Genomic DNA, 20,138 nt, shown 5'->3' with positions numbered 1-20,138 from the left:
CTGATTTACTTACCAAAGATTAAGCTGAACAGGCTAGACAAACTGAGAAGGCTGGGTGAACTACAGCTTAATATGGAACAGGATAGCGCTTAAACACTGTGTTGATATCGGTAAGAATCTCTTCTGATAATGGCTTACTGAAAGCAGCCACGTTCTCTTTTAGCTGCTCCATCGTGGTCGCCCCAATGATGGATGAGGTAACACCATCGACTTGATTACACCATGCTAATGCAAGCTGGCTCGGCGTAAATCCATGAGAGTTCGCAACTTCGACATATCCTTTTACGGCTTCATTGGCAGACTCAGTGTCGCGGAAAATGCCTTTACGCTGCATGTAAGTCCAACGGCTTCCTTCTGGTCTCGCACCATCAATGTATTTGCCACTGAGCATTCCTCCAGATAACGGTGACCAAGGCAGGTAAGCGACATCTTCATGCACACAGTTCTCAATCAGATACGGCCAGTCTTTTGCGTGAAGTAGGCTGAATTCATTCTGAATCGAGACCATGCGTGGCAAATCGTGTTTTTCGCTCAGCTTGAGATAAGTGTTGATGCCCCAAGTGGTGTCATCAGACAAACCAACATGACGGATTTTTCCTGCTTTAATGCAGCTCGCTAGGGCTTGAAGGATCTCCAACATTTCCCCTTCATGCTGCTTTCGGTCGATATCACTGAAGCGAATTTGATTTGGGAACTGTTTTCCAAAGTGAGGTGTATTTCGATTTGGCCAATGCAGTTGATATAGGTCGATATAATCAGTCTGTAGACGCTTTAATGACGCATCAACCGCTTCGATTACGGCTTCACCCGTTATAGGACCACCATCTCGAACCCAAGGAAGACCTGGGCCTGCAATCTTACTCGCTATGATCAGTTCTTGGCGGCGCTGCGGGTGGCGCGATAGCCAGTTACCAATAATCGCTTCTGTTTTGCCGTAGGTCTCTGGAGACGGGGGAACCGCATACATTTCTGCAGTATCGATGAAGTTAATACCTTGGCTTAGTGCGTATTCGATTTGTTGGTCGGCTTGCTGTTGCGTATTTTGCAGCCCCCAAGTCATGCTGCCGAGACAGATGCGGGAAACGGGAATTTGACTACTTCCTAGTTTTGAATATTCCATTGAATTCGGGATTCCTGTGGTTAAGTTCTCTGGTACTCGCATTAGAGTTTTTGAAAAGAGAGCGAGTGAGGAATGAAAACGAATATAAATTATTAGCACAAAATGACACGACAAGGTATGGCTGAGGGAAGTTTAATGAGTCATTTCTCAACGTAGCGAATGAGCTAGCTGCATAGTCGTGGAGCTATAGATATAAAGCAGGGGAGTCACAAAACGTGAATGGGTTCGACGCCTGAATAGGACATCATAGAAAGAGAGAAGAAGAGTCAAAGACAAAAGAGCTCTACATCATAGAGAAGTAGAGCTCTTTTATTAGGGGTTCTTAAATATGTTCTGAGTATTGATTAAGTTACGAGGTCGCGTTGGTGTCAAACCCACCTTGAGATTGCGCCTGTCTTAGAGCTTCCTGCCTTTGAACTTCTTTCTCAGTTAATACTGGTTGAAGCGTTTCCTCAGAGGCTTGAGGAGATAAAATGAAATATTTATTAATCGTCATAACTGTGTCTCCGTGTAACGTATGACAGATTCTGCATCAAGGATAAATTGTGATCATCATCCACTTTGTACTTTTTTTAGGCTGAGAGCGGAGGGCGTAGAATGCGTACAAAGCGATCTCTTATCATCCGTATGCAATGTTGAACTGACGAAACCCTCTTATTTCAAGTATAGGAAGCTCGTCTAATTTCGCACAATAATGATGTAGAGCAATTACATACATGGTCAGGGGCGTAAGATGAAAAACCTCGCTACTGACTCTATGTTCGTCTTAATTTAACGATGCATCGCTTATCGACATAATAATTAAGTCAGTAAATCAATTACTTAATCCATGGTGAGATGAATTATGGAAAAGCTTGTAGAACGTTTTCTGAATTACGTTACTTTTGATACTAAATCCGATCCTTCTAATCAGCAGTGCCCAAGTTCACCGGGTCAAATTACATTTGCTGAAGCCTTAAAATCAGAATTGATCGCATTAGAGTTAACTGATGTCTCTTTAGACGAAAATGGCTATTTGATGGCGAAACTGCCGTCGAATGTCGATTACGATGTGCCTGCTATTGGCTTTGTCGCACATATGGATACCGCTCCTGATGCTTCCGGCGCGAACGTGAAACCACAGGTGATTAAAGATTATCAAGGTGGAACGATAGAATTAGGTGCAAGCGGTGAATGCCTGAATCCAAGCCAATACCCAGATCTTGATGCCTTGCATGGCCATGACCTCATCACTACCGATGGTACGACTCTGCTTGGGGCTGATAATAAGGCGGGTATCGCTGAAATCATCAGCGCGATTGCTTACCTTAAAGCAAACCCAGACGTTAAACATGGCGATATTTGTATTGGCTTCACGCCAGACGAAGAGATCGGTCGTGGTGCTAACTTGTTTGATGTTAAGAAGTTTGGTGCCGAATGGGCGTATACCATTGATGGTGGCCCGGTAGGGGAGTTGGAATTTGAGAACTTTAATGCCACGAGCGCCGATGTTATCTGTCATGGCGTGAACGTTCATCCGGGTACCGCAAAAGGTAAAATGGTGAACTCGATGAACATCGCGGCGCAATTCCAATTGATGATGCCAACGCAAGAAACACCAGAGTGCACAGAAGGTTATGAAGGTTTCTACCACCTGAAATCAGCTGAAATGGGTGTGGCTCGCTCTGAACTGGGTTACATCATCCGTGATTTTGAACGTGAGGGTGTAGAAGCGCGTAAGGCATTCATGCAACAGAAAGTGGATGAGCTGAATGAGCGTCTTGAGAAAGGCCGTGTTGAGCTGGTGCTAACCGATAGCTACTTCAATATGAAAGAGATGGTTGAACCGCATCAACATATTATTGAATTAGCGAAGCAAGCGATGATCGAGTGCGATGTTGAGCCAATGATTAAACCGATCCGAGGCGGTACCGACGGTGCTCGCTTATCTTTCATGGGGCTACCATGTCCGAATATCTTCACTGGCGGCTATAACTTCCACGGTATTCATGAGTTCATTACCATTCAAGGCATGGAGCAAGCGGTAAAAGTGATTGTCGAATTGTCTCAGCGTACGGCGACTCATTACCAAAAATAGGATATCAAAGCGTTATATCTCTTTGTATTTTTAAGAGTATTCAATAATACTCTCTTTGAGCATAAGGGAGTACGCGATGAAAAAGTTAGTTTTACTTTGCACCCACTTAGCCGTGGGTGCTTTTGGTTTTGGGCTTGGTGTCTATGCATTACCTATCTTGATTGAGCCTGATTCTCCTTCCTCAAGTTCTGTTGAAGCGATCAGTCAGCAGGCTATCTATACAGGTGAGTTCACCAAAGACCGACAAGACAGTGACTTTTTGCATTGGGGAGAAGGCATCGTTTCGGTTTCTGAAAGTGCGATAGCTTTTGAAGGTGAACTGGCACCGGGGCCTGATTACAAAGTTTACCTATCACCTAAGTTTATTGAAACCGAACAAGCCTTCAATGATAGTAAAAGCGATTTACTGAGAGTCGGAGATGTAAAAACATTCGACCGATTTATGGTTGAGTTGCCTGAAGGTGTTGATCTCAATCGATTTAATACGGTTGTGATTTGGTGTGAAACTTTTGGCCAATTTATTACTTCTGCCAAGATAAAATGATAGCCTTACCTAAGCTGCTTTAGGCATGAAAGAAAGCGCTCTATTTTTGAGCGCTTTTTTATAATGCTTGCCCAGCTAGTTCTTCAAATACCAATTGTTGTAAAGCTCGTTGCTGTAAAGTTCGTCGTTATAAAGCTTAATTGTTGTAATATAAAGGAATACGTAATGGAAAAGTTGTGGCAAGTGATCGATTTCTTACTCGCTAATAAGTTTATTTTTAGTGTGCTGATCATCTGCATTATATTAATAATCCGACGAATCACTCTGTCTCGAATCCGTGGTGATGTCGCTTTTCTCAGTGAAGATCAACGTAACTGGATGTCACGTACCAAGAACGGTACGTTTGCCATTATTATGGTCACTTTATTTGTGCTGTGGAAATCTGAAATCAGCGAATTTGCACTGTCGGTCACCGCCATTGCTGTTGCAATCGTGGTAGCTTCAAAAGAGATCATCTTGTGTTTCACGGGCTCTATCCAGCGCGCAAGCTCTCGTTCATTTAGAATTGGTGACTGGATTGAAGTAGGTAAAATCAGCGGTGAGGTGATTGAGCACAACTTGATGGCGACTGTGATTCAAGAAATCGACCTATATCATGGGCAATACCATTTCACAGGTAAGACCGCTACGCTGCCCAATAGCATGTTCTTCACCTACCCGGTCAAGAACCTTAATTTCATGAAGCGCTACGTTTATCATAACTTTTTTGTGACGGTAAAAGACTTCGTTAACCTATATCCAATGGTGCCGGGCCTTATCGTTAAAATTGAAGAGCATTGTGAAGAATTTATCGATGTTGCTCGCCGTTATAACGGTGTGATCGAAAAACACGCTGGCGTTGACCTTCCGGGATCTGAGCCTCATATCCATATCACGAGCAGTTCGACGGGTGAGCAAGAAGTGCACTTTATGATCTTCTGTCCGACCGAAAAAGCGATTCATCTTGAGCAAGATATCCGTAAGGATTTCATGGAAGCTTACGCTCTTGCATTCCCAAGCAACGATTAATTTACTCGTCAGTCTATTGCGACCAACCTACAGCGTCTAAACTATAGTGTCCAAACTATAGCGCCCGAAAAAAAGAAAGCCGAGAGCGATATATCGACTCTCGGCTTTTTTGTATCTGAAATTCAGCTTCGATATTAGTCCAGATCAGCGAGTGGTAACCAGTCTACTTCCACACCAGCTTGCTCAAACATATCTTGGCTTATCTTGATTTTATCGCCCCAACGAGAAAGGAAGTCTTCACTTTGCTCTGGGCAATGTACCGCTGAAATCCCAGTTTGGATGATTTTTGCTGCACAGTTCGGACAAGGGAAGTGAGTCACCCAAACTTCACAACTGTCTAAATCACGTTTAGCAAACAAGATTGCATTTTCTTCAGCGTGAAGCGTCTTAAGGTACTTCATTTCCCTGTCATCAGTATCCGCACTATCAGACACGCCATGTGGGTAGCCATTAAAACCAACGGAAACAATACGGTTGTGCTTAGTGATTACGGCGCCGACTTGAGTTGAAGGATCTTTACTCCAAGAACCGACCAATTCCGCCATTTGATAGAAACGTTTAGCCCATTTTGAAATCATGAGAATTCCTTAACAATTAAATGTGAATGCTTATCTGTCTGACCATACATGATGTTAGACAATATCCATAGAGAACAAAAGCTGAGAGGTTGATTTACTTAGAAATTGTAACGCGTTTGTAATCACTTTATAAGCACTTGGTTTCAATTAACATATTGATACACTTTGGCTAGTTATAATTGATATTCCTCGGACAATGGTGACGAGTGTGTTACGTAAATTTTATGCTGTTCAAATACTAATAAGTGACGGTATAACCATGCGTAAAAAGTTGATCCTTACGGCTCTTGCAAGCTCTCTTATTCTTGCTGGGTGTGGGCAAGATGCTCAAAATGCCAAGCAAGCGCCTCTACCTCTCGTAGCTGTACAGGATGTTAGCGTTGTTTCTCACCAGCAAAGTAAGTCGTACATCGGTCGTATTGAAGCCGTTGAAGACACGGCTATCACCGCGCAGGTTTCAGGCTATCTACAAAGCCGTCATTTCAATGAAGGTCAAATGGTCGAAAAGGGCCAATTGCTTTACTCGATCGAGCCATCTTCTTTTGAAGCTGAAGTCGCAAGCGCAAAAGCGTCTGTTGCTCAAGCGAATGCAAACCTTAAAAAAGCCGAACTTGATTTCAACCGCGGTAAGAATCTGCTTCCTAAAGGCAGTATTTCTCAATCGGAATTTGATGCATTGACGGCAAACTTATTAGGTTCTCAAGCGCAACTTGAAGCTAGCCATGCTCAGCTAAACGCAGCCAATGTTCAGCTTTCCCATACCCAAATTACCGCGCCTTTTTCTGGAAGAATCAGCGACACCAAAGTGAGCACGGGTGACCTGGTTTCGCCGTCTTCAGGTGTATTAACTACGTTGGTTAGCCTAGACCCAATCCATGCGTCGTTCAGCATCAGTGAACGTGAGCGTATTGAGTTAGGGATGGATCGCATTGAAGGCGACGGCAGCAGTGACTCTGCAGGGGTTGAAGTTCAGATCATACTTGAGAATGGTGAAGCGTTTGAACATCTAGGTCAGCTTGATTTCTTGGGCAACCGTATCAACCTTAATACAGGTACAATCGCGATGCGCGCCATTGCTGATAACCCGAATCAGCAACTACTTCCAGGCCAACACGTTCGCGTTGATCTACGTGAAAAACAATCGATTGATGTTGTGACTATCCCGCGACGTGCAGTTCAAACCGACCTAGAAGGTGACTTTGTAATGGTACTGGTTGAAGGCGAAGCTGCACCAGTCGCTGAGCGTAGAAATATTGAGATGGGGCGACAAGTTGAAGGTGGCGTGATTGTTCAATCTGGATTAGAGAAAGACGACGCGGTGATCACTCAAGGCCTACAGCGTGTACGTAATGGTATGTCCGTTCGTATTCAAGCTTCTGCTGAACAAGCTGAGTAAGAGGGCTATTTATGTTAAGTCGTTTCTTTATTCAAAGGCCTAAGTTTGCCCTTGTCATATCCATAATATTAACGCTGGCGGGTGCGATCTCTCTCGCTATCTTACCAGTGGCCGAATATCCAAAAATTAGCCCACCATCGGTCAGTGTATCGGCATTCTACACGGGTGCCAGTGCTGAAGTTGTGGAACAGGCGATAGCCGACCCCATAGAGACGTCGGTGAATGGCGTAGAAGATATGATCTACATGTCTTCTAAAAGTGCTAACGACGGTTCATACAATCTTAATGTGACCTTTGATGTCGGTACTGATGCTGATATGGCTCAGGTCAACGTTCAGAACCGAGTAGCCCAAATCGAATCGAAGCTTCCACAAGAAGTTAGAATGGTCGGCGTAACGGTTAAGAAACGTTCACCTGACCTTTTGATGGTATTGAACTTCTACTCTCCAAACGGTGAGTATGACGATCAGTTCCTAATCAACTACGTAAACTTAAACATTAAAGACCAACTGGCACGTGTGTCTGGTATTAGTGAAGTAAACGTGTTGGGCGGCGGTGAGTATTCGATGCGTGTTTGGTTAGACCCTGAGAAAATGGCTAACCTGAACCTAACAACATCTGATGTGTATGGCGCATTGGCTGAACAAAATGTTCAAGTCGCTGCCGGTCGTATTGGTGCTGCACCATACGCCAATCCACAAGAAGTACAGTTCAACTTGGTGACAAAAGGCCGCTTAGAAACGGCTGATGAGTTTGAAAATGTTGTACTTCGCGCAAATCAAGATGGTTCAACCGTTTACTTAAAAGACATTGCACGCGTTGAGTTAGGTAAAAAATTCTACGATGGCAATGGTAAATACCGAGGACAAGACGCTTCAATCGTAACGCTGTCACTTCAGTCAGACGCAAACGCGTTGGAAAGTGGCAAAGCGGTCATGGCGATGCTCGACAATCTAAGTGCGAACTTCCCTGAAGGTGTGGCTTACGAGGCGAGTTATGACACCACGGTATTCGTTGCTGAGTCGATTAAGGGCGTAGTGAAAACGCTGATCGAAGCTATCTTGCTGGTTATCGCGGTGACGTACCTGTTCTTGGGTAGTGCGCGTGCAACCTTGATTCCTGTGGTTGCGATTCCGGTGTCGTTGATTGGTACATTTGCCGTCATGCAGATGACAGGATTTACCATCAACACGGTAACCCTGTTTGGTTTGATATTGGCGATTGGTATCGTGGTAGATGATGCGATCTTGGTTATCGAAAACGTCGATACGACGATGGCCAAAGACCCAACGATTTCACCGCGTAAAGCAACGTTGATCGCGATGAAAGAAGTAACGGGTCCTATCGTTACATCAACACTGGTACTTCTTGCCGTGTTTATCCCTGTGGCGATGTTGCCGGGTATTACTGGCATCATGTATCGTCAGTTCGCTCTGACTATCTGTATTGCGGTTGTTATCTCTTCTATTAACGCTCTAACGCTGTCACCAGCATTGTGTTCATTGGTTCTTAAACAGGGCGGTGGTAACACAGCACGTTGGTACCAAGCATTCAACCGTGGCCTAGAGTCTGTTACTAACAAATACGGCCAAATCGCGGGCTTCCTTGTGAAAAAAGGTGTTCTGCTGTTTACCTTCTTTGTTGTGGCGCTAGCAGCGGTTACTTACTTCGCGAAAACGACGTCAACGGCGTTTGTACCTCAAGAAGATAAAGGCATCTTGCTGGTTAACGTGCAGCTTCCTGACGCGGCATCATTGTCTCGTACAGAAGATGTGACTGAGCAGTTGCTAGAGATGGTTGAGCAAGAGCCGGGTGTTGATGGTGTGACACTGGTAAACGGCTACGCATTCATGACGGGCGCTTCGGCTTCGAATGGCGCGTCGTTATTTATCAAACTGCATGATTGGGATATGCGTAACGCACTGGATGGTCAACATTCCGCACAAGCTATCTCACAACGTATTAATGGTCGAGCGGCCACTGAACTGCCTCAAGCTATTGTGTTTGCAATGGGACCTCCGGCTGTTCCGGGTATGGGTGCGGCTTCTGGTTTCGAATTTGTTCTAGAAGATACATTAGGTCGTAGTCGTACTGATCTGGCGATGGTAATGAATGATGTGATTGCTGAGGCGAACAAACAGCCTGAGATTTCACATACGTTCAGTACTTTCCGTGCCAACGTTCCTCACTACTATGTCGATATCGACCGTGAGAAAGCGCAACAGTTAGGTATCCCACTATCGGAAATTTTCCAAACTCTGCAAGGTAATCTTGGTTCACTGTACGTGAATGATTTCACCATGTTTGGTAAGAACTTCCGCGTTACCATGCAAGCTGATAGTGAACACCGTAGCAGCATGGATGATCTACAACGATTCCACGTGCGCTCGTCTAATGGCGAGATGATCCCGCTCAGTACATTAGTAACGTACGACCAGATCTTCGAACCAGATGTCGCATGGCGTTACAACATGTACCGCAGTGCCGTGATTCAAGGCCAACCAGCACCGGGTTACTCAAGCGGTGATGCTATTGCTGCAATGGAACGTGTAGCCACTGAAGTCTTACCTCAGGGTTATCAGTACGAATGGACAGGCATGGCCTACCAAGAAGTATTGGCTGGCAACCAAGCGATCTTTGCTTTTGCACTGGCTCTGATCTTCATCTACTTGTTTATGGTGGCTCAATACGAGAGTTGGACAATACCGATAGCGATTATCTTAGTGGTACCGGTTGCAACATTAGGCTCCTTCTTAGCATTGAATCTGACGGGCACACCGCTAAACCTTTATGCACAAATAGGTTTGGTTCTCTTGATAGCCTTGGCCGCGAAGAACGCAATCTTGATTGTAGAGTTCGCAAAAGTGGAGCGTGAAGAGAAAGACGCATCAATTGAAGATGCGGCAGTGAAGGGCGGTACGCTGCGTTTCCGTGCTGTGAACATGACCTCTTGGTCGTTCATCTTAGGTATCTTCCCGCTTATCTTCGCAGCGGGCGCAGGTCACGTGAGCCAGAACTCGTTGGGTATTTCACTGATCGGCGGTCTGCTATGTGTGTTGTTAGCGGGTACGTTCCTAATCCCAGGCTTCTATGCATTCGTGCAACGTAAGCGTGAGAAGGCACACGGTGGCACGACTAAGTTGATTCCACTTGATGACGAATAGGAGACTTAACACCGGTAAGATTAACGCCTTTCAAGGCTAATCCCTTGCAGGATTAAATCCTTATAAAAACTGAGGCTTAGCATTGCGCTAAGCCTTTTTTATTCCGCTTGTGAATAAAAACGCCATTTATATAATCAAATGTTCGTTTTGTGATGGAGCTAACACTCTAATTTAGGTTTTGTAATAAAATGATGTTTTATTATTAAGTGTCTGTTTAATATGGGAATAACAGTGTTCAGCTAACGAGTGTATGCTCGAAAACATTTGCACAATAGTGTGAAGTGTTTCAAAATTAACTAGTTATATTGAAATTTTTTGTGCATTGAGGTTCTTATGAAAGTCATTGATTTATTTAAACACCGAGGCGACAGCGTGTCTTCGCAACACTCAGAGTTTATGCAATGGATGTCTCCAGCTCTTAGAGATTACTGGGGTGACTTTCTGAATCGTACGCAAAATAGCCATTTCTTTGCTTGGGTTCGTGATCACCACAAACCTGCTGTAAATGAAGATGCACCAGAGATGCCAATAGAACAGCCGCTCGTATTAACGCGAGAAGCACAGCTTGTGTTTGATGAGCTTAATCAGCAGATCGGTGAAGTTATTCATACTGGCGACTGGATCAATGTTAGTCAAGACCGTATTAACCAGTTCGGCCTTGTTACTGAAGATATGCAATGGATCCACACTGAACCTTCTAAGGCTGAAACAGATTCTCCGTTCAAAACAACCATCGCACATGGTTTTTTGACTTTGTCTCTGCTTCCTAGACTGACTGACAGTGTTGATCCTGATAAGTCTCAATTCCCAACAGCGAAGATGGTTGTAAACATTGGTCTTAACCAAGTACGTTTCCCATATCCTGTCAAATCGGGCAGTAACGTTCGTGCTAAAAGTACGCTAACAAAAGTAACGCCAATTAAGAAAGGCCTAGAGATTGAACGCGAAATTCGCGTAGAAATCGAAGGTATTCGTCGTCCTGGCGCTGTGATTGTTTCGGTAATCCAACTTCACTTCTAGAGCTTTTTTGTAAGTGGAACTGCTTTAAGCGAAGATTATAGATTCAAAAAAAAGAGAGAGCTTAAGGCTCTCTCTTTTTGTTTGTGTCTATCAAGGCGATATCATCAGCATCCTAATAACATCACTAAAAGTACTTATCTTACTTCATTCGTGAATAGCTACTTAATACGTGTGTAGCCGTACTCTTCGATAAGATCTTGCCCTTGCTTTGACTTCACGAACTTGATGAAATCTTTGCTCTCGTCAGAAACTGATTCAGTTTTGTGTAGCAACAAGAACGGGCGAGCCAATTCATAGCTGTGGTTAGCAATGTTCTTTGATGTTGGCTCTATGCCTTCAAAGGTAATGGCTTTAATTGAACGGTCGATAGAACCAACAGAGATGAATCCAATGGCGTGTGGGTTATGGTTAACAATCGTTTTAACCATGCTGTTGCTGCTTACAACCAAGTTATTTGGGTTGATGTCAGACACTAGACGGTCGTTAATGATTTTTGTTAAACCAAGCAAGCTTTCGAAGCTGTAGCGTGAACCAGAAGAAGCTTCACGAGTTACAACTGCGATAGGCTGATCTGCGCCACCCACGGCTTTCCAGTTTGTGATTTTTCCTTTATAGATATCGAATAACTGTTCACGTGTAACGTTGCTTACACCGTTTGAACGGTTAGTTACGACTGCTAGGCCGTCAAAGGCAATTGGAAATACCTTCAATTTTTCGTCCTGTTCGCGGTCAGTTAAGTAACGCGAGCTCATACCAATATCAGCGACACCTTTATTAACCATGGTAATACCCGCTGTAGAACCGATGCCCTGAACCGCAATGTAGTTATCAGGGTGAGTCTTGTTGTACTCCTCTGCTAAAACATCCATCACTCGTGATACAGAAGTGGAGCCCGAAATATTGGTTTCTTGTGCTAAAGCAGCTTGAGACGATAGGGCTAAGGATAAAAGAGAGGCAAGCGCGACTCGTAACATAAACAACTCCTAGTTAATAACATTTGTTGGCTATGATAGGTCGGTTATATGACACTTTTGTGAAATTCTATACGGATACGTTATAGCGGTTAATCTGGTGAGTGAAAGACAGTGTGGCTGCCAAAATGGCACTGGTTAATGAAATTTAGACGGCTTTGCCCTTTTAGAATGTGTTTACTGAAGAAGGATTCGTTTCTGGGAGCAGGGCGGGTATTTTGTTTGCACTTGTTCGCTAAAATGATCGTTGAGTCCTAAGCTAAGTAGAGGAATTCACTACTTAGAAGTTTCTATGAAGTTACAAGGGGTGTTATGTCCGTTATTCATATAGAACTGAATCGTCTTTTAATTGGAGCTGAGAGGCTCTGTACTTCACGAAATCGTAGTTTACCTGTAGAGCTAGGCAAATCCCTTTATGAAGAGTGTGAGGGTGGTGTGCTGTTTTCTCAGGCGCATTATCTACTCGACTCATCTCATAGTGATTATACCAACGAGATCGCCTGCGTTACCTTTGATGAGTCGTTATCTTGCTGGGTGGTGATGGTGCCACTTGAAGATAATGCGGAAACCGACTCTGTAAATTGGGGACCTTACCCTTACCTTCCTCAATCCAAGGATCTTGATGCTATTTTGGCTGAAATAGAAAAAGACCCTAAATCCTACTTCTGGTCGTGACCATTTTACTTAGGCGTTCGCTGGTGGTTTGATACCAAAAACGAACGACCTTCGTAAATTCCCACCAACACATTTCAGATTTATACTTTTATCTGCATGTGCATCTGCACTCGTACTTTCTAAGACTGTTCAACCAATAAGACAGTACAGCCAATAAGATTGTGCAACTAATAAGACTGTGCAACCAAAGAGCGGAAGTCTTTTGGAGTCTTGCCATGATAGGTTTTAAAGGCTGTACTGAAGTGTGCCGCGCTTTTAAATCCAGATTCATAAGCGATTTGAGTAATAGATTTATTCGATGTTCTGAGCTGTGTCGCTGCATGGGCGATTCGCTTTATCTTTAATAGATTTGAAAAGGAAAGGTCTTCAGCCGACAAACGGCGCTTAAGTGTGGCTGGTGACATCCCCATATAGCTGGCTAGGGTATCGAGTGAGATATTATTTTCAATGTTCTGTTCAATGTAATGAATGACCTTTTGCGTCACGGTTAACCTTGACGCTCGGGCAATAATAACTAACAGAGCAGGGTGCTGCTCGACCATTAGAGAGAGCAAACCTAAACCTAATTGAGTGAGTGCATAGTCGTTCTGAGTCGATGAATGAACGAGCGACATGATGAGCTCTTTCAATTGGCATATTTCGGTATCAGTTTGATTAAACTTAATGTATTTATCTGGGACTCGTGTGGGTTCTAAATCGCTGAACTGATTAATGAATTTCTGAAAAATAGCTAAATCAAAATCTACACAGGTTGCGCTGAATTCGCCATTCTCAGTGTCAACGGTGATGTCTTTAATCTGACCAGAATTGTAAAGAGTAAAATCTCCGGCTTGCAATGAGGCTTCAGTCCCATCAGGTAGCACGAAAGAAATACTGCCTTTAGAAACGATGAAAATACCGTTTTTAGAGGCGGGGTAACGTTCCCGTTTCCTGGGAATGAAGTTTCTGAATTGAGTAACTGTGATTGATGACATAGTGCGCTTCTTTGACGTTGTAAACTGATTGCTTATTGATTATTTTTTTTAAGTATTGTTTAAGCATGAGACATTTACAAAAAAGGCGCTAATAATTAGCGCCTTTAGAAGTGAACCTTTGAAGCTTTTGACCTTGAAAGCTCTAACCTTGAAAGCCTTAACCTTGCAAGCTTTGACCTTGAAAGCTGTAACCGTTAAAGTTCTTAAGCTTCGGTTTCGTTTGTCGTTTCAGGCTCGCTAGGCAAGTCCGCAAATACTTGAGTAGGTTTTGCTACTAAGTTACGGTTTTCCTGATTAACTTCGAAGAGAACTACTTCTAAAACGTCTCCCAGTTTGTATACCATTTCTTTATCGATAGATACAGTACCCATATCACCGTTGCACTCTATTCTCTCTTTATTATCAATAATGAGAGAACCAGGGATAAATGCAGCTGCACCATTCTCAAGCAGACGCACACGCATACCAGCACGGTTAATGTCGAAGATCTCTGCTTGGAAGCGAGTCTCTTCTACAGGAGCGTTTGCTAGAGTACGAGCGTACAACCAATCGCCAACATTGCGCTCAGCCATACCGTGGTGACGGCGGTGCAGGGCAAGTTCATCACCAATAGTTTCGTCTGGTGTTTGAATTGGCGCTTTACCTAAGATGTGTGCTTTAAGCATACGGTGGTTAATCATGTCGCCGTATTTACGAATTGGGGAAGTCCACGTCGCGTAAATGTCTAAACCCATAGCGTAGTGTGGCGCAGGTTCATTGCTGATCTCGCTGTACGCTTGGAGTTTACGAATACGGTTGTCGTAGTAGCTGTTGTCTAGAGAGCCTAACCAACGGCGCAGAGTTGCGAAGCCTTCTAGAGAAACGATCTGATCTTCTGTAAATGGTGTTTCGGCTTCTGGATTAACCAGTTCTAGAACGTCTGCTACTTTCTCTGCTTTAAATCCAGAGTGACAGTTAAAGACACCTTGGTTAAAGCTTTCTTTTAATACTCGACCTGCACAGATGTTCGCGCTGATCATAGATTCTTCAACCAACTTGTTTGCAGTGCGACGCATGTCTGCGTGGATAGCGACAACATCGTTATCTTCGCTAAGTTCAAAGCGGTAGTCAGGGCGGTCTGGGAATACAACAGCGTTTGTTGAGCGCCATGCTGAACGTGCTTGTGCAAATTGGTGAAGGTCAGAAACAATCGCAGCGATCTCTTCTGATGGTTGCCATTTGTCTGATACACCGGTTTCTAGCCAGTCAGATACGTGGTCGTAAGCAAGACGAGCATGAGATTTGATGTTCGCAGCGAAGAAGTTAATGTCATCGCCGATAACACCCTCTTTAGATACTGTTACTGTGCAGCAAAGTGCCGGGCGAATTTCGTTCTCTATTAGTGAACATAAGTTGTCAGCTAGATCTCGAGGTAACATTGGGATGTTACGACCTGGAAGGTAAATAGTGAAACCGCGCTCACGAGCCACTTTATCCATCGCATCATCTGGAGAGATGTAAGCGGTAGGATCAGCAATCGCAATAGTTAGCTCAAAATCACCGTTCTCTTTCTTCTTAGCGTAAAGCGCATCGTCCATATCTTTTGTGCTTTCGCCATCGATAGTCACAAAAGGGACGTGAGTCATGTCAATACGTTCAAGATCAGCGTCGTCTTTGATCTGCCAGTCGTCGATGCCTTCAGGTTCGCTGTTTGGTAGGTCGTTTTGTGCCAGCGTTACCCACCAAGGTGCGATCTTGTCGTCAGCATCTGTGATTTTTTCAGAGACTTGAGCCAAGAATCCGTTGTCACCTTTTAACGGGTGTTGAATGATATGAGCAACAACCCAGTCGCCTTCTTTTAGCGTTTCAGGGTTTAGCCCCTTTTTTGCTTTCGCTTTAAGTTGCAGCTTTTTCAGTTGTGGGTGATCTGGAACAACGTTCAAACGACCTTTAAACAACTTCACTCGTGCAATAAAACGAGTAAGGCCTTGTTCAATCAATTCCTCAGGCTCTGCTACTTCGCGATCTTTCTCGGTGCGAATGATGGCAATTACCTTGTCACCGTGTACACATTTCTTCATGTATGGAGGTGGAATGAAGAAGCTGGTCTTGTTATCGACTTCGAGAAAACCAAACCCTTTTTCAGTGGCTTTGATTGTACCTTCCTTTTTAGGGAGGGTTTCTTGGATTTGCTGTTTGAGTTGAGCGAGTAGAGGATTATCTTGAAACATTTTGACTTTTATCTATCGAGGACAATTGAGCACACTATAATCATTGCGAGGCTTGATTACTACTTAAAGGCGAAGTGAGCGTTAATTAATTGCCCTCTTATTTAACTAGGTCAATTTGCTAGAAGATGGGTGCTGTGACGAGATATTCATCAAGTTTTGACGATATGATAACCAGTATTGATGTAAAAGCGAAAAATATGTGATGTATTTCAATTTTTTCTGGATTTTTTTATGCATTTAGGGAATAATCCGCCTCCCTTAGACGTCCCTAATGGCTTGAAGTGTTTTATTACTGCTTCGTAACTCTGAATGGAATCAGTATCTGATTGGATCAGTATTGGAATTGATAGAGCTCCCGGGACCTTTTGTTTACTTATATATAGTGGGATCCCAATGTCCGAATCTGTAATTCAATTTAATGAATTAGCCCTTAACGATAACATTCTTTCAGCTCTTGATAGCATGGGTTTCGTTTCTCCGACTCCAATCCAAGCAGCAGCTATTCCTCTTCTTCTTGAAGGCCGTGACGCACTAGGTAAAGCACAGACTGGTACTGGTAAAACAGCAGCATTCTCTCTGCCTTTACTTAACAAAATCAACCTGAACCAACACAAACCACAAGCAATCATCATGGCTCCTACTCGTGAGCTAGCGATTCAAGTTGCTGCGGAAATCAAAAACTTAGGTCGTGACATCAACGGTCTTAAAGTTCTTGAAATCTACGGTGGTGCTTCAATTGTTGACCAAATGCGTGCTCTAAGCCGCGGTGCTCACATTGTTGTTGGTACTCCAGGTCGTGTTAAAGACTTACTAACTCGTGACCGTCTACACCTAGATGAAGCGCATACATTTGTTCTTGATGAAGCAGATGAAATGCTAAAAATGGGTTTCGTAGATGACGTTACTTGGATCCTTGAGCAAGCTCCAGAATCTGCACAACGTGTACTTTTCTCTGCAACTATGCCTCCAATGGTTAAGACTATTGTTGACCGTTACCTACGTAATCCTGCACGAGTTGACGTTGCTGGTACTAACCACACGGTTGATAAAGTAGCGCAGAACTACTGGGTTGTTAAAGGCGTAGAAAAAGACGAAGCAATGTCTCGTCTTCTTGAAACTGAAGAAACTGACGCGTCAATCGTATTCGTACGTACTCGTCAAGACACTGAGCGTCTAGCTGATTGGCTATCTGCACGTGGCTTCAAAGCTGCTGCATTGCACGGTGATATTCCTCAGTCTCTACGTGAGCGCACTGTTGATCACATCAAACAAGGTGTTATCGATATCCTAGTTGCAACTGACGTTGTAGCACGTGGTCTTGATGTTCCACGTATCACTCACGTATTTAACTACGACATCCCATTCGATGTTGAATCTTACATCCACCGTATTGGCCGTACTGGTCGTGCTGGACGTAAAGGTAAAGCGATCCTACTAGTTCGCACTAACCAAATCCGTATGCTTCGCACAATCGAGCGTGTAACTAAGTCTCAAATGGAAGAAATCCAACTTCCACAACGTGACGAAGTTGCTGCTGCACGTGTTGCTAAGCTTGGTGCTGAGCTTGAAACTGAGAAAGAGAGCAAAGCTCTAGAAAACTTCGCAGGTTTAATCTCTACACTACAAGAGTCTCTAGAAGTTGATGCTGCTACTCTAGCTGCAATGCTTCTTAAGCGTCAGCAAGGTAAGAGCCCACTATTCTACGTTGGCGAAGACCCAATGATCGCTGCTATTGAGCGTGATAAGAACCGTCGCAAAGAGCGTCGTGAAGATCGTGACAATGGCCGTGACGGTGGTGGTCGTAACTTCAATACTCAAGATTGGGATACGTACCAACTACAAGTTGGCCGTGAGCAAGGCGTTCAGGTTAAAGACATCGTTGGCGCACTAGCAAACGAACTAGGCCTAACTAAAGGTTCTATCGGTGCTATCAAGCTAGACCAAGGTTCTACTTACGTTCAACTGCCAAAAGCAATGAACTCTGAAACTGCTGGTAAGCTAAGCAAACTTCGCATTCGTCAAAAAGAAGCTGGCGCTGTAGTTGTTGATTTCAACGACTTCCGTGAGCCTCGTCGTGGTGGCGGCGGTCGTGATGGCAACCGTGGCGGTCGTGATGGCGGTCGTGGCGGTCGTGATGGCGGCGGCTACCGTGGTAACCGTGAAGGCGGTAATCGCGAAGGTGGTAACCGTGAAGGTGGCAATGGCGGTCGTGGTGGCTACCGTGGCAACCGTGACGGCGCACGTGATGGTAACTCTGCTGGTGGTCGTGATGGCGAACGTCGTTTTGACCGTAACCGTGGTGGTGATCACCGTGGTAACCACCGTGGCGAACGTGGCCATGGCAACGCAGCAGCTGGCAATGGCGGCAACCGCGGTCGTCGTCCAGAGCGCAGCGAAGGTTAATCAACCTTTAGTTTAAGTTGAAATTTACAAGCCAAGTGCTTATAGACGAATAGCTTAAACAGTGAATTTAAAAGCCGAGTATTATGCTCGGCTTTTTTGTGCCTGCTATTTTATTCTTTACGCCTGTAGCACGTTCTAAGCCCTGATTAAGATAGTGCCTCGCATCATAAGGCTGCCACAGTGACATGTGCGTAAAGCGCCGTTTAGCGGGTCTAGTTTAGAGGTATGGGAGTCGAGCGATGTCTAGCAAAAGAAATCCACTGCTATAGTGAAAAATGAAAATGGATTTTGAAGTAAGATCTATTCAACCTTTCGATCCAAATAAGTGATCTATTTATAGTGCTGAGGCGAAGTTAAACGCCTTAAAGTCTATTAGCGGGTATTGGCAACCAGCAGCTCTATATTTAAGTGTCGTGCTGTATTTTTTAAGTCGCAGCGTAGAACGCCAGCTTGTTTTTTTGCTTTATGGGCTTAATTTATGAATTGGACTCTTGGATAAGATTTCAATCCTAGATGACTTTACTCTCAATGTGGTTTGTATGAACCTATCAGTTTCATAACTGCATTTACTTCATCTAATTCAACTATTTTTTAATTTTCGTTCTCGAAAGAAATGAATTGATGACTAAGATCAACTTAATTGTGTTCATTTGGTGGTTTTTGCAAAACAAAAGTTGAAAGATTCAAAAATTATTGAATAATAGACTTAACTAAAATTGAAGCACAAACTTCACTAAATTCGTACTGAAACAGGATCCATATCCAATGTCTAATTCGTTTGTTCTGGTTATTAACTCGGGTAGTTCTTCCCTTAAATTTGCTGTCATCGATTCTGTTTCTGGTGACGCTGTATTAAGTGGCTTAGGGGAGTGTTTTGGTCTTGAAGATGCTCGTATGAGCTGGAAGCATCAAGGTCAGAAAACAGAAATTGCTATTCAAGGCGAGGGTAACCACCACAAAATTGCCATTGGCAAATTGGTTGGCCTGATGGAAGACTTAGGCTTCACAGCTGATATCGTGGCGATCGGTCACCGTATCGTTCACGGCGGTGAGAAGTTCACTCAAACTGTTCGTATTACTGAAGAAGTAACGAGTGAGATTGAAAGCCTATCTGACTTAGCTCCACTTCATAACCCAGCAGGTGCTATCGGTATCCGTGCTGCAATTGAAGCTTTCCCTTCTTTACCTCAGTTCGCCGTGTTTGATACTGCTTTCCACCAAACAATGCCACAACGTGCATTTACAGGTGCAATTGCAAAAGAGCTATACACAGACTTCGGTGTTCGTCGCTACGGTTTCCACGGTACTAGCCACTACTTCGTTAGCCGTGAAGCTGCGAAAATGGTCAACAAGCCAGTAGAAGAATCGAGCTTCATCTCTGTTCACCTAGGTAACGGCGCATCTGTATGTGCTATCAAAGACGGTAACAGTGTTGATACTTCAATGGGCTTCACACCGCTTTCTGGTCTTATGATGGGCACACGTTGTGGTGACTTAGACCCAGGTATTATCGAATACCTACTTAAGAAAGGTTGGTCACAAGAGCAAGTATTCAACTCTCTAAACAAGGAGTCTGGCTTCCTTGGCGTGTCTGGTCTTACGAGCGATGCTCGTGGCATTTTAGAAGCGATGGAAGAGGGCCATGAAGGCGCTAAGCTTGCGTTTGAGGTGTTTACTTACCGCGTATCAAAGTACATTGCTTCTTACCTAGCAACGCTAGATTCCTTAGACGGCATCATCTTCACTGGCGGCATCGGTGAGAACTCTCTACCGATTCGTCGTGAGATCCTAAGCAACCTTAAGATTCTTGGTTTTGTTGAAGATGTAGCGGGCAACGAAGCAGCTCGCTTTGGTGCTGAAGGCATCATCGCTAAATCAGAAATGCTTGGCGCAGTAGCAATGGTTATCCCAACCAACGAAGAGTTCGTGATTGCTCAACAGTCGGTAGAGCTTCTGTAATCGAAGCAACTGCTTAAGAAACAATTGAAAAGCGAGCCT

Annotated in this window: 15 protein-coding genes; 9 read left to right on the top strand and 6 right to left on the bottom strand. The window is 44.1% G+C overall.

Going from position 1 to position 20,138, the window contains the following annotated elements; genetic code table 11:
* Positions 1-67: 67 nt before the first annotated feature.
* Together L3V35_RS02735 and L3V35_RS02730 are read right to left on the bottom strand one after the other, a co-directional pair.
* On the bottom strand, positions 68-1,120 hold the full coding sequence (locus tag L3V35_RS02735; RefSeq protein ID WP_267136080.1) for an aldo/keto reductase: 1,053 nt from the start codon (positions 1,118-1,120) through the stop codon (positions 68-70).
* A 349-nt stretch (positions 1,121-1,469) separates the two neighbouring features.
* The gene (locus L3V35_RS02730; RefSeq protein WP_171315947.1) at positions 1,470-1,616 is read right to left on the bottom strand and encodes a hypothetical protein; all 147 of its coding nucleotides are present in this window, start codon (positions 1,614-1,616) and stop codon (positions 1,470-1,472) included.
* Between the two features lie 348 nt (positions 1,617-1,964).
* On the opposite strand from L3V35_RS02730, the gene pepT reads away from it, so the two are divergent.
* The 3 genes from pepT to L3V35_RS02715 all read left to right on the top strand — a co-directional run bounded on the left by pepT (position 1,965) and on the right by L3V35_RS02715 (position 4,749).
* Positions 1,965-3,197, top strand: coding sequence for a peptidase T (pepT, locus tag L3V35_RS02725; protein WP_171328379.1), 1,233 nt, complete (start codon positions 1,965-1,967; stop codon positions 3,195-3,197).
* A 76-nt stretch (positions 3,198-3,273) separates the two neighbouring features.
* Positions 3,274-3,741, top strand: a complete 468-nt coding sequence (locus L3V35_RS02720; RefSeq protein ID WP_054545722.1) for a DM13 domain-containing protein — start codon at positions 3,274-3,276, stop codon at positions 3,739-3,741.
* 165 nt (positions 3,742-3,906) lie between these two features.
* Positions 3,907-4,749, top strand: coding sequence for a mechanosensitive ion channel family protein (locus L3V35_RS02715; RefSeq protein WP_054545721.1), 843 nt, complete (start codon positions 3,907-3,909; stop codon positions 4,747-4,749).
* A gap of 134 nt (positions 4,750-4,883) precedes the next feature.
* Here L3V35_RS02715 and L3V35_RS02710 read toward each other — a convergent pair whose 3' ends face one another.
* Positions 4,884-5,327 carry a cytidine/deoxycytidylate deaminase family protein gene (locus L3V35_RS02710; RefSeq protein WP_004731749.1) on the bottom strand — a complete coding sequence of 148 codons (444 nt, stop codon included), beginning with the start codon at positions 5,325-5,327 and terminating at the stop codon, positions 4,884-4,886.
* Positions 5,328-5,586: 259 nt separating this feature from the next.
* Here L3V35_RS02710 and L3V35_RS02705 point away from each other — a divergent pair, with 259 nt between their 5' ends.
* From L3V35_RS02705 to L3V35_RS02695, 3 genes are all read left to right on the top strand, one after another.
* Positions 5,587-6,723, top strand: a complete 1,137-nt coding sequence (locus L3V35_RS02705; RefSeq protein WP_029405039.1) for an efflux RND transporter periplasmic adaptor subunit — start codon at positions 5,587-5,589, stop codon at positions 6,721-6,723.
* Positions 6,724-6,734: 11 nt separating this feature from the next.
* Positions 6,735-9,887, top strand: a complete 3,153-nt coding sequence (locus tag L3V35_RS02700) for an efflux RND transporter permease subunit (RefSeq protein WP_237298282.1) — start codon at positions 6,735-6,737, stop codon at positions 9,885-9,887.
* A gap of 333 nt (positions 9,888-10,220) precedes the next feature.
* Positions 10,221-10,907 (top strand): MaoC family dehydratase, encoded by a 687-nt coding sequence (locus L3V35_RS02695; protein WP_004731744.1) that lies wholly within the window; start codon positions 10,221-10,223, stop codon positions 10,905-10,907.
* Between the two features lie 158 nt (positions 10,908-11,065).
* Here the strand turns inward: L3V35_RS02695 and L3V35_RS02690 are convergent, their stop codons facing one another.
* Positions 11,066-11,881, bottom strand: a complete 816-nt coding sequence (locus L3V35_RS02690) for a phosphate ABC transporter substrate-binding protein (RefSeq protein ID WP_237298280.1) — start codon at positions 11,879-11,881, stop codon at positions 11,066-11,068.
* Positions 11,882-12,190: 309 nt separating this feature from the next.
* Here L3V35_RS02690 and L3V35_RS02685 point away from each other — a divergent pair, with 309 nt between their 5' ends.
* Positions 12,191-12,553, top strand: coding sequence for a DUF3024 domain-containing protein (locus tag L3V35_RS02685; protein WP_017077443.1), 363 nt, complete (start codon positions 12,191-12,193; stop codon positions 12,551-12,553).
* Between the two features lie 167 nt (positions 12,554-12,720).
* Here L3V35_RS02685 and L3V35_RS02680 read toward each other — a convergent pair whose 3' ends face one another.
* Complete coding sequence (locus L3V35_RS02680) at positions 12,721-13,527, bottom strand: AraC family transcriptional regulator (RefSeq protein WP_004731740.1); 807 nt, start codon at positions 13,525-13,527, stop codon at positions 12,721-12,723.
* A 203-nt stretch (positions 13,528-13,730) separates the two neighbouring features.
* Positions 13,731-15,737 carry an exoribonuclease II gene (gene rnb / locus L3V35_RS02675; RefSeq protein WP_237298278.1) on the bottom strand — a complete coding sequence of 669 codons (2,007 nt, stop codon included), beginning with the start codon at positions 15,735-15,737 and terminating at the stop codon, positions 13,731-13,733.
* A 309-nt stretch (positions 15,738-16,046) separates the two neighbouring features.
* Here rnb and L3V35_RS02670 point away from each other — a divergent pair, with 309 nt between their 5' ends.
* Both L3V35_RS02670 and L3V35_RS02665 read left to right on the top strand, forming a co-directional pair.
* On the top strand, positions 16,047-18,140 hold the full coding sequence (locus L3V35_RS02670) for a DEAD/DEAH box helicase (protein WP_017081949.1): 2,094 nt from the start codon (positions 16,047-16,049) through the stop codon (positions 18,138-18,140).
* A gap of 765 nt (positions 18,141-18,905) precedes the next feature.
* On the top strand, positions 18,906-20,099 hold the full coding sequence (locus L3V35_RS02665; protein ID WP_171311655.1) for an acetate/propionate family kinase: 1,194 nt from the start codon (positions 18,906-18,908) through the stop codon (positions 20,097-20,099).
* Positions 20,100-20,138 lie beyond the last annotated feature (39 nt).

The organism is Vibrio sp. L5-1, from assembly GCF_021728315.1.
In the GTDB taxonomy this organism is placed as follows: Bacteria; Pseudomonadota; Gammaproteobacteria; order Enterobacterales; family Vibrionaceae; genus Vibrio; species Vibrio splendidus_K.
Note: the sequence above shows the minus strand (reverse complement) of the source record. Positions and strands in the feature narration are given on the sequence as shown.

Coding starts and splice junctions, on each gene's coding strand:
- L3V35_RS02680 (WP_004731740.1), bottom strand. CDS start 13,527: ATGTCATCAATCACAGTTACTCAATTCAGAAACTTCATTCCCAGGAAA.
- L3V35_RS02665 (WP_171311655.1), top strand. CDS start 18,906: ATGTCTAATTCGTTTGTTCTGGTTATTAACTCGGGTAGTTCTTCCCTT.
- L3V35_RS02730 (WP_171315947.1), bottom strand. CDS start 1,616: ATGACGATTAATAAATATTTCATTTTATCTCCTCAAGCCTCTGAGGAA.
- L3V35_RS02710 (WP_004731749.1), bottom strand. CDS start 5,327: ATGATTTCAAAATGGGCTAAACGTTTCTATCAAATGGCGGAATTGGTC.
- L3V35_RS02720 (WP_054545722.1), top strand. CDS start 3,274: ATGAAAAAGTTAGTTTTACTTTGCACCCACTTAGCCGTGGGTGCTTTT.
- L3V35_RS02670 (WP_017081949.1), top strand. CDS start 16,047: ATGGAATCAGTATCTGATTGGATCAGTATTGGAATTGATAGAGCTCCC.
- rnb (WP_237298278.1), bottom strand. CDS start 15,737: ATGTTTCAAGATAATCCTCTACTCGCTCAACTCAAACAGCAAATCCAA.
- L3V35_RS02715 (WP_054545721.1), top strand. CDS start 3,907: ATGGAAAAGTTGTGGCAAGTGATCGATTTCTTACTCGCTAATAAGTTT.
- L3V35_RS02735 (WP_267136080.1), bottom strand. CDS start 1,120: ATGGAATATTCAAAACTAGGAAGTAGTCAAATTCCCGTTTCCCGCATC.
- L3V35_RS02690 (WP_237298280.1), bottom strand. CDS start 11,881: ATGTTACGAGTCGCGCTTGCCTCTCTTTTATCCTTAGCCCTATCGTCT.
- L3V35_RS02695 (WP_004731744.1), top strand. CDS start 10,221: ATGAAAGTCATTGATTTATTTAAACACCGAGGCGACAGCGTGTCTTCG.
- L3V35_RS02705 (WP_029405039.1), top strand. CDS start 5,587: ATGCGTAAAAAGTTGATCCTTACGGCTCTTGCAAGCTCTCTTATTCTT.
- L3V35_RS02700 (WP_237298282.1), top strand. CDS start 6,735: ATGTTAAGTCGTTTCTTTATTCAAAGGCCTAAGTTTGCCCTTGTCATA.
- L3V35_RS02685 (WP_017077443.1), top strand. CDS start 12,191: ATGTCCGTTATTCATATAGAACTGAATCGTCTTTTAATTGGAGCTGAG.
- pepT (WP_171328379.1), top strand. CDS start 1,965: ATGGAAAAGCTTGTAGAACGTTTTCTGAATTACGTTACTTTTGATACT.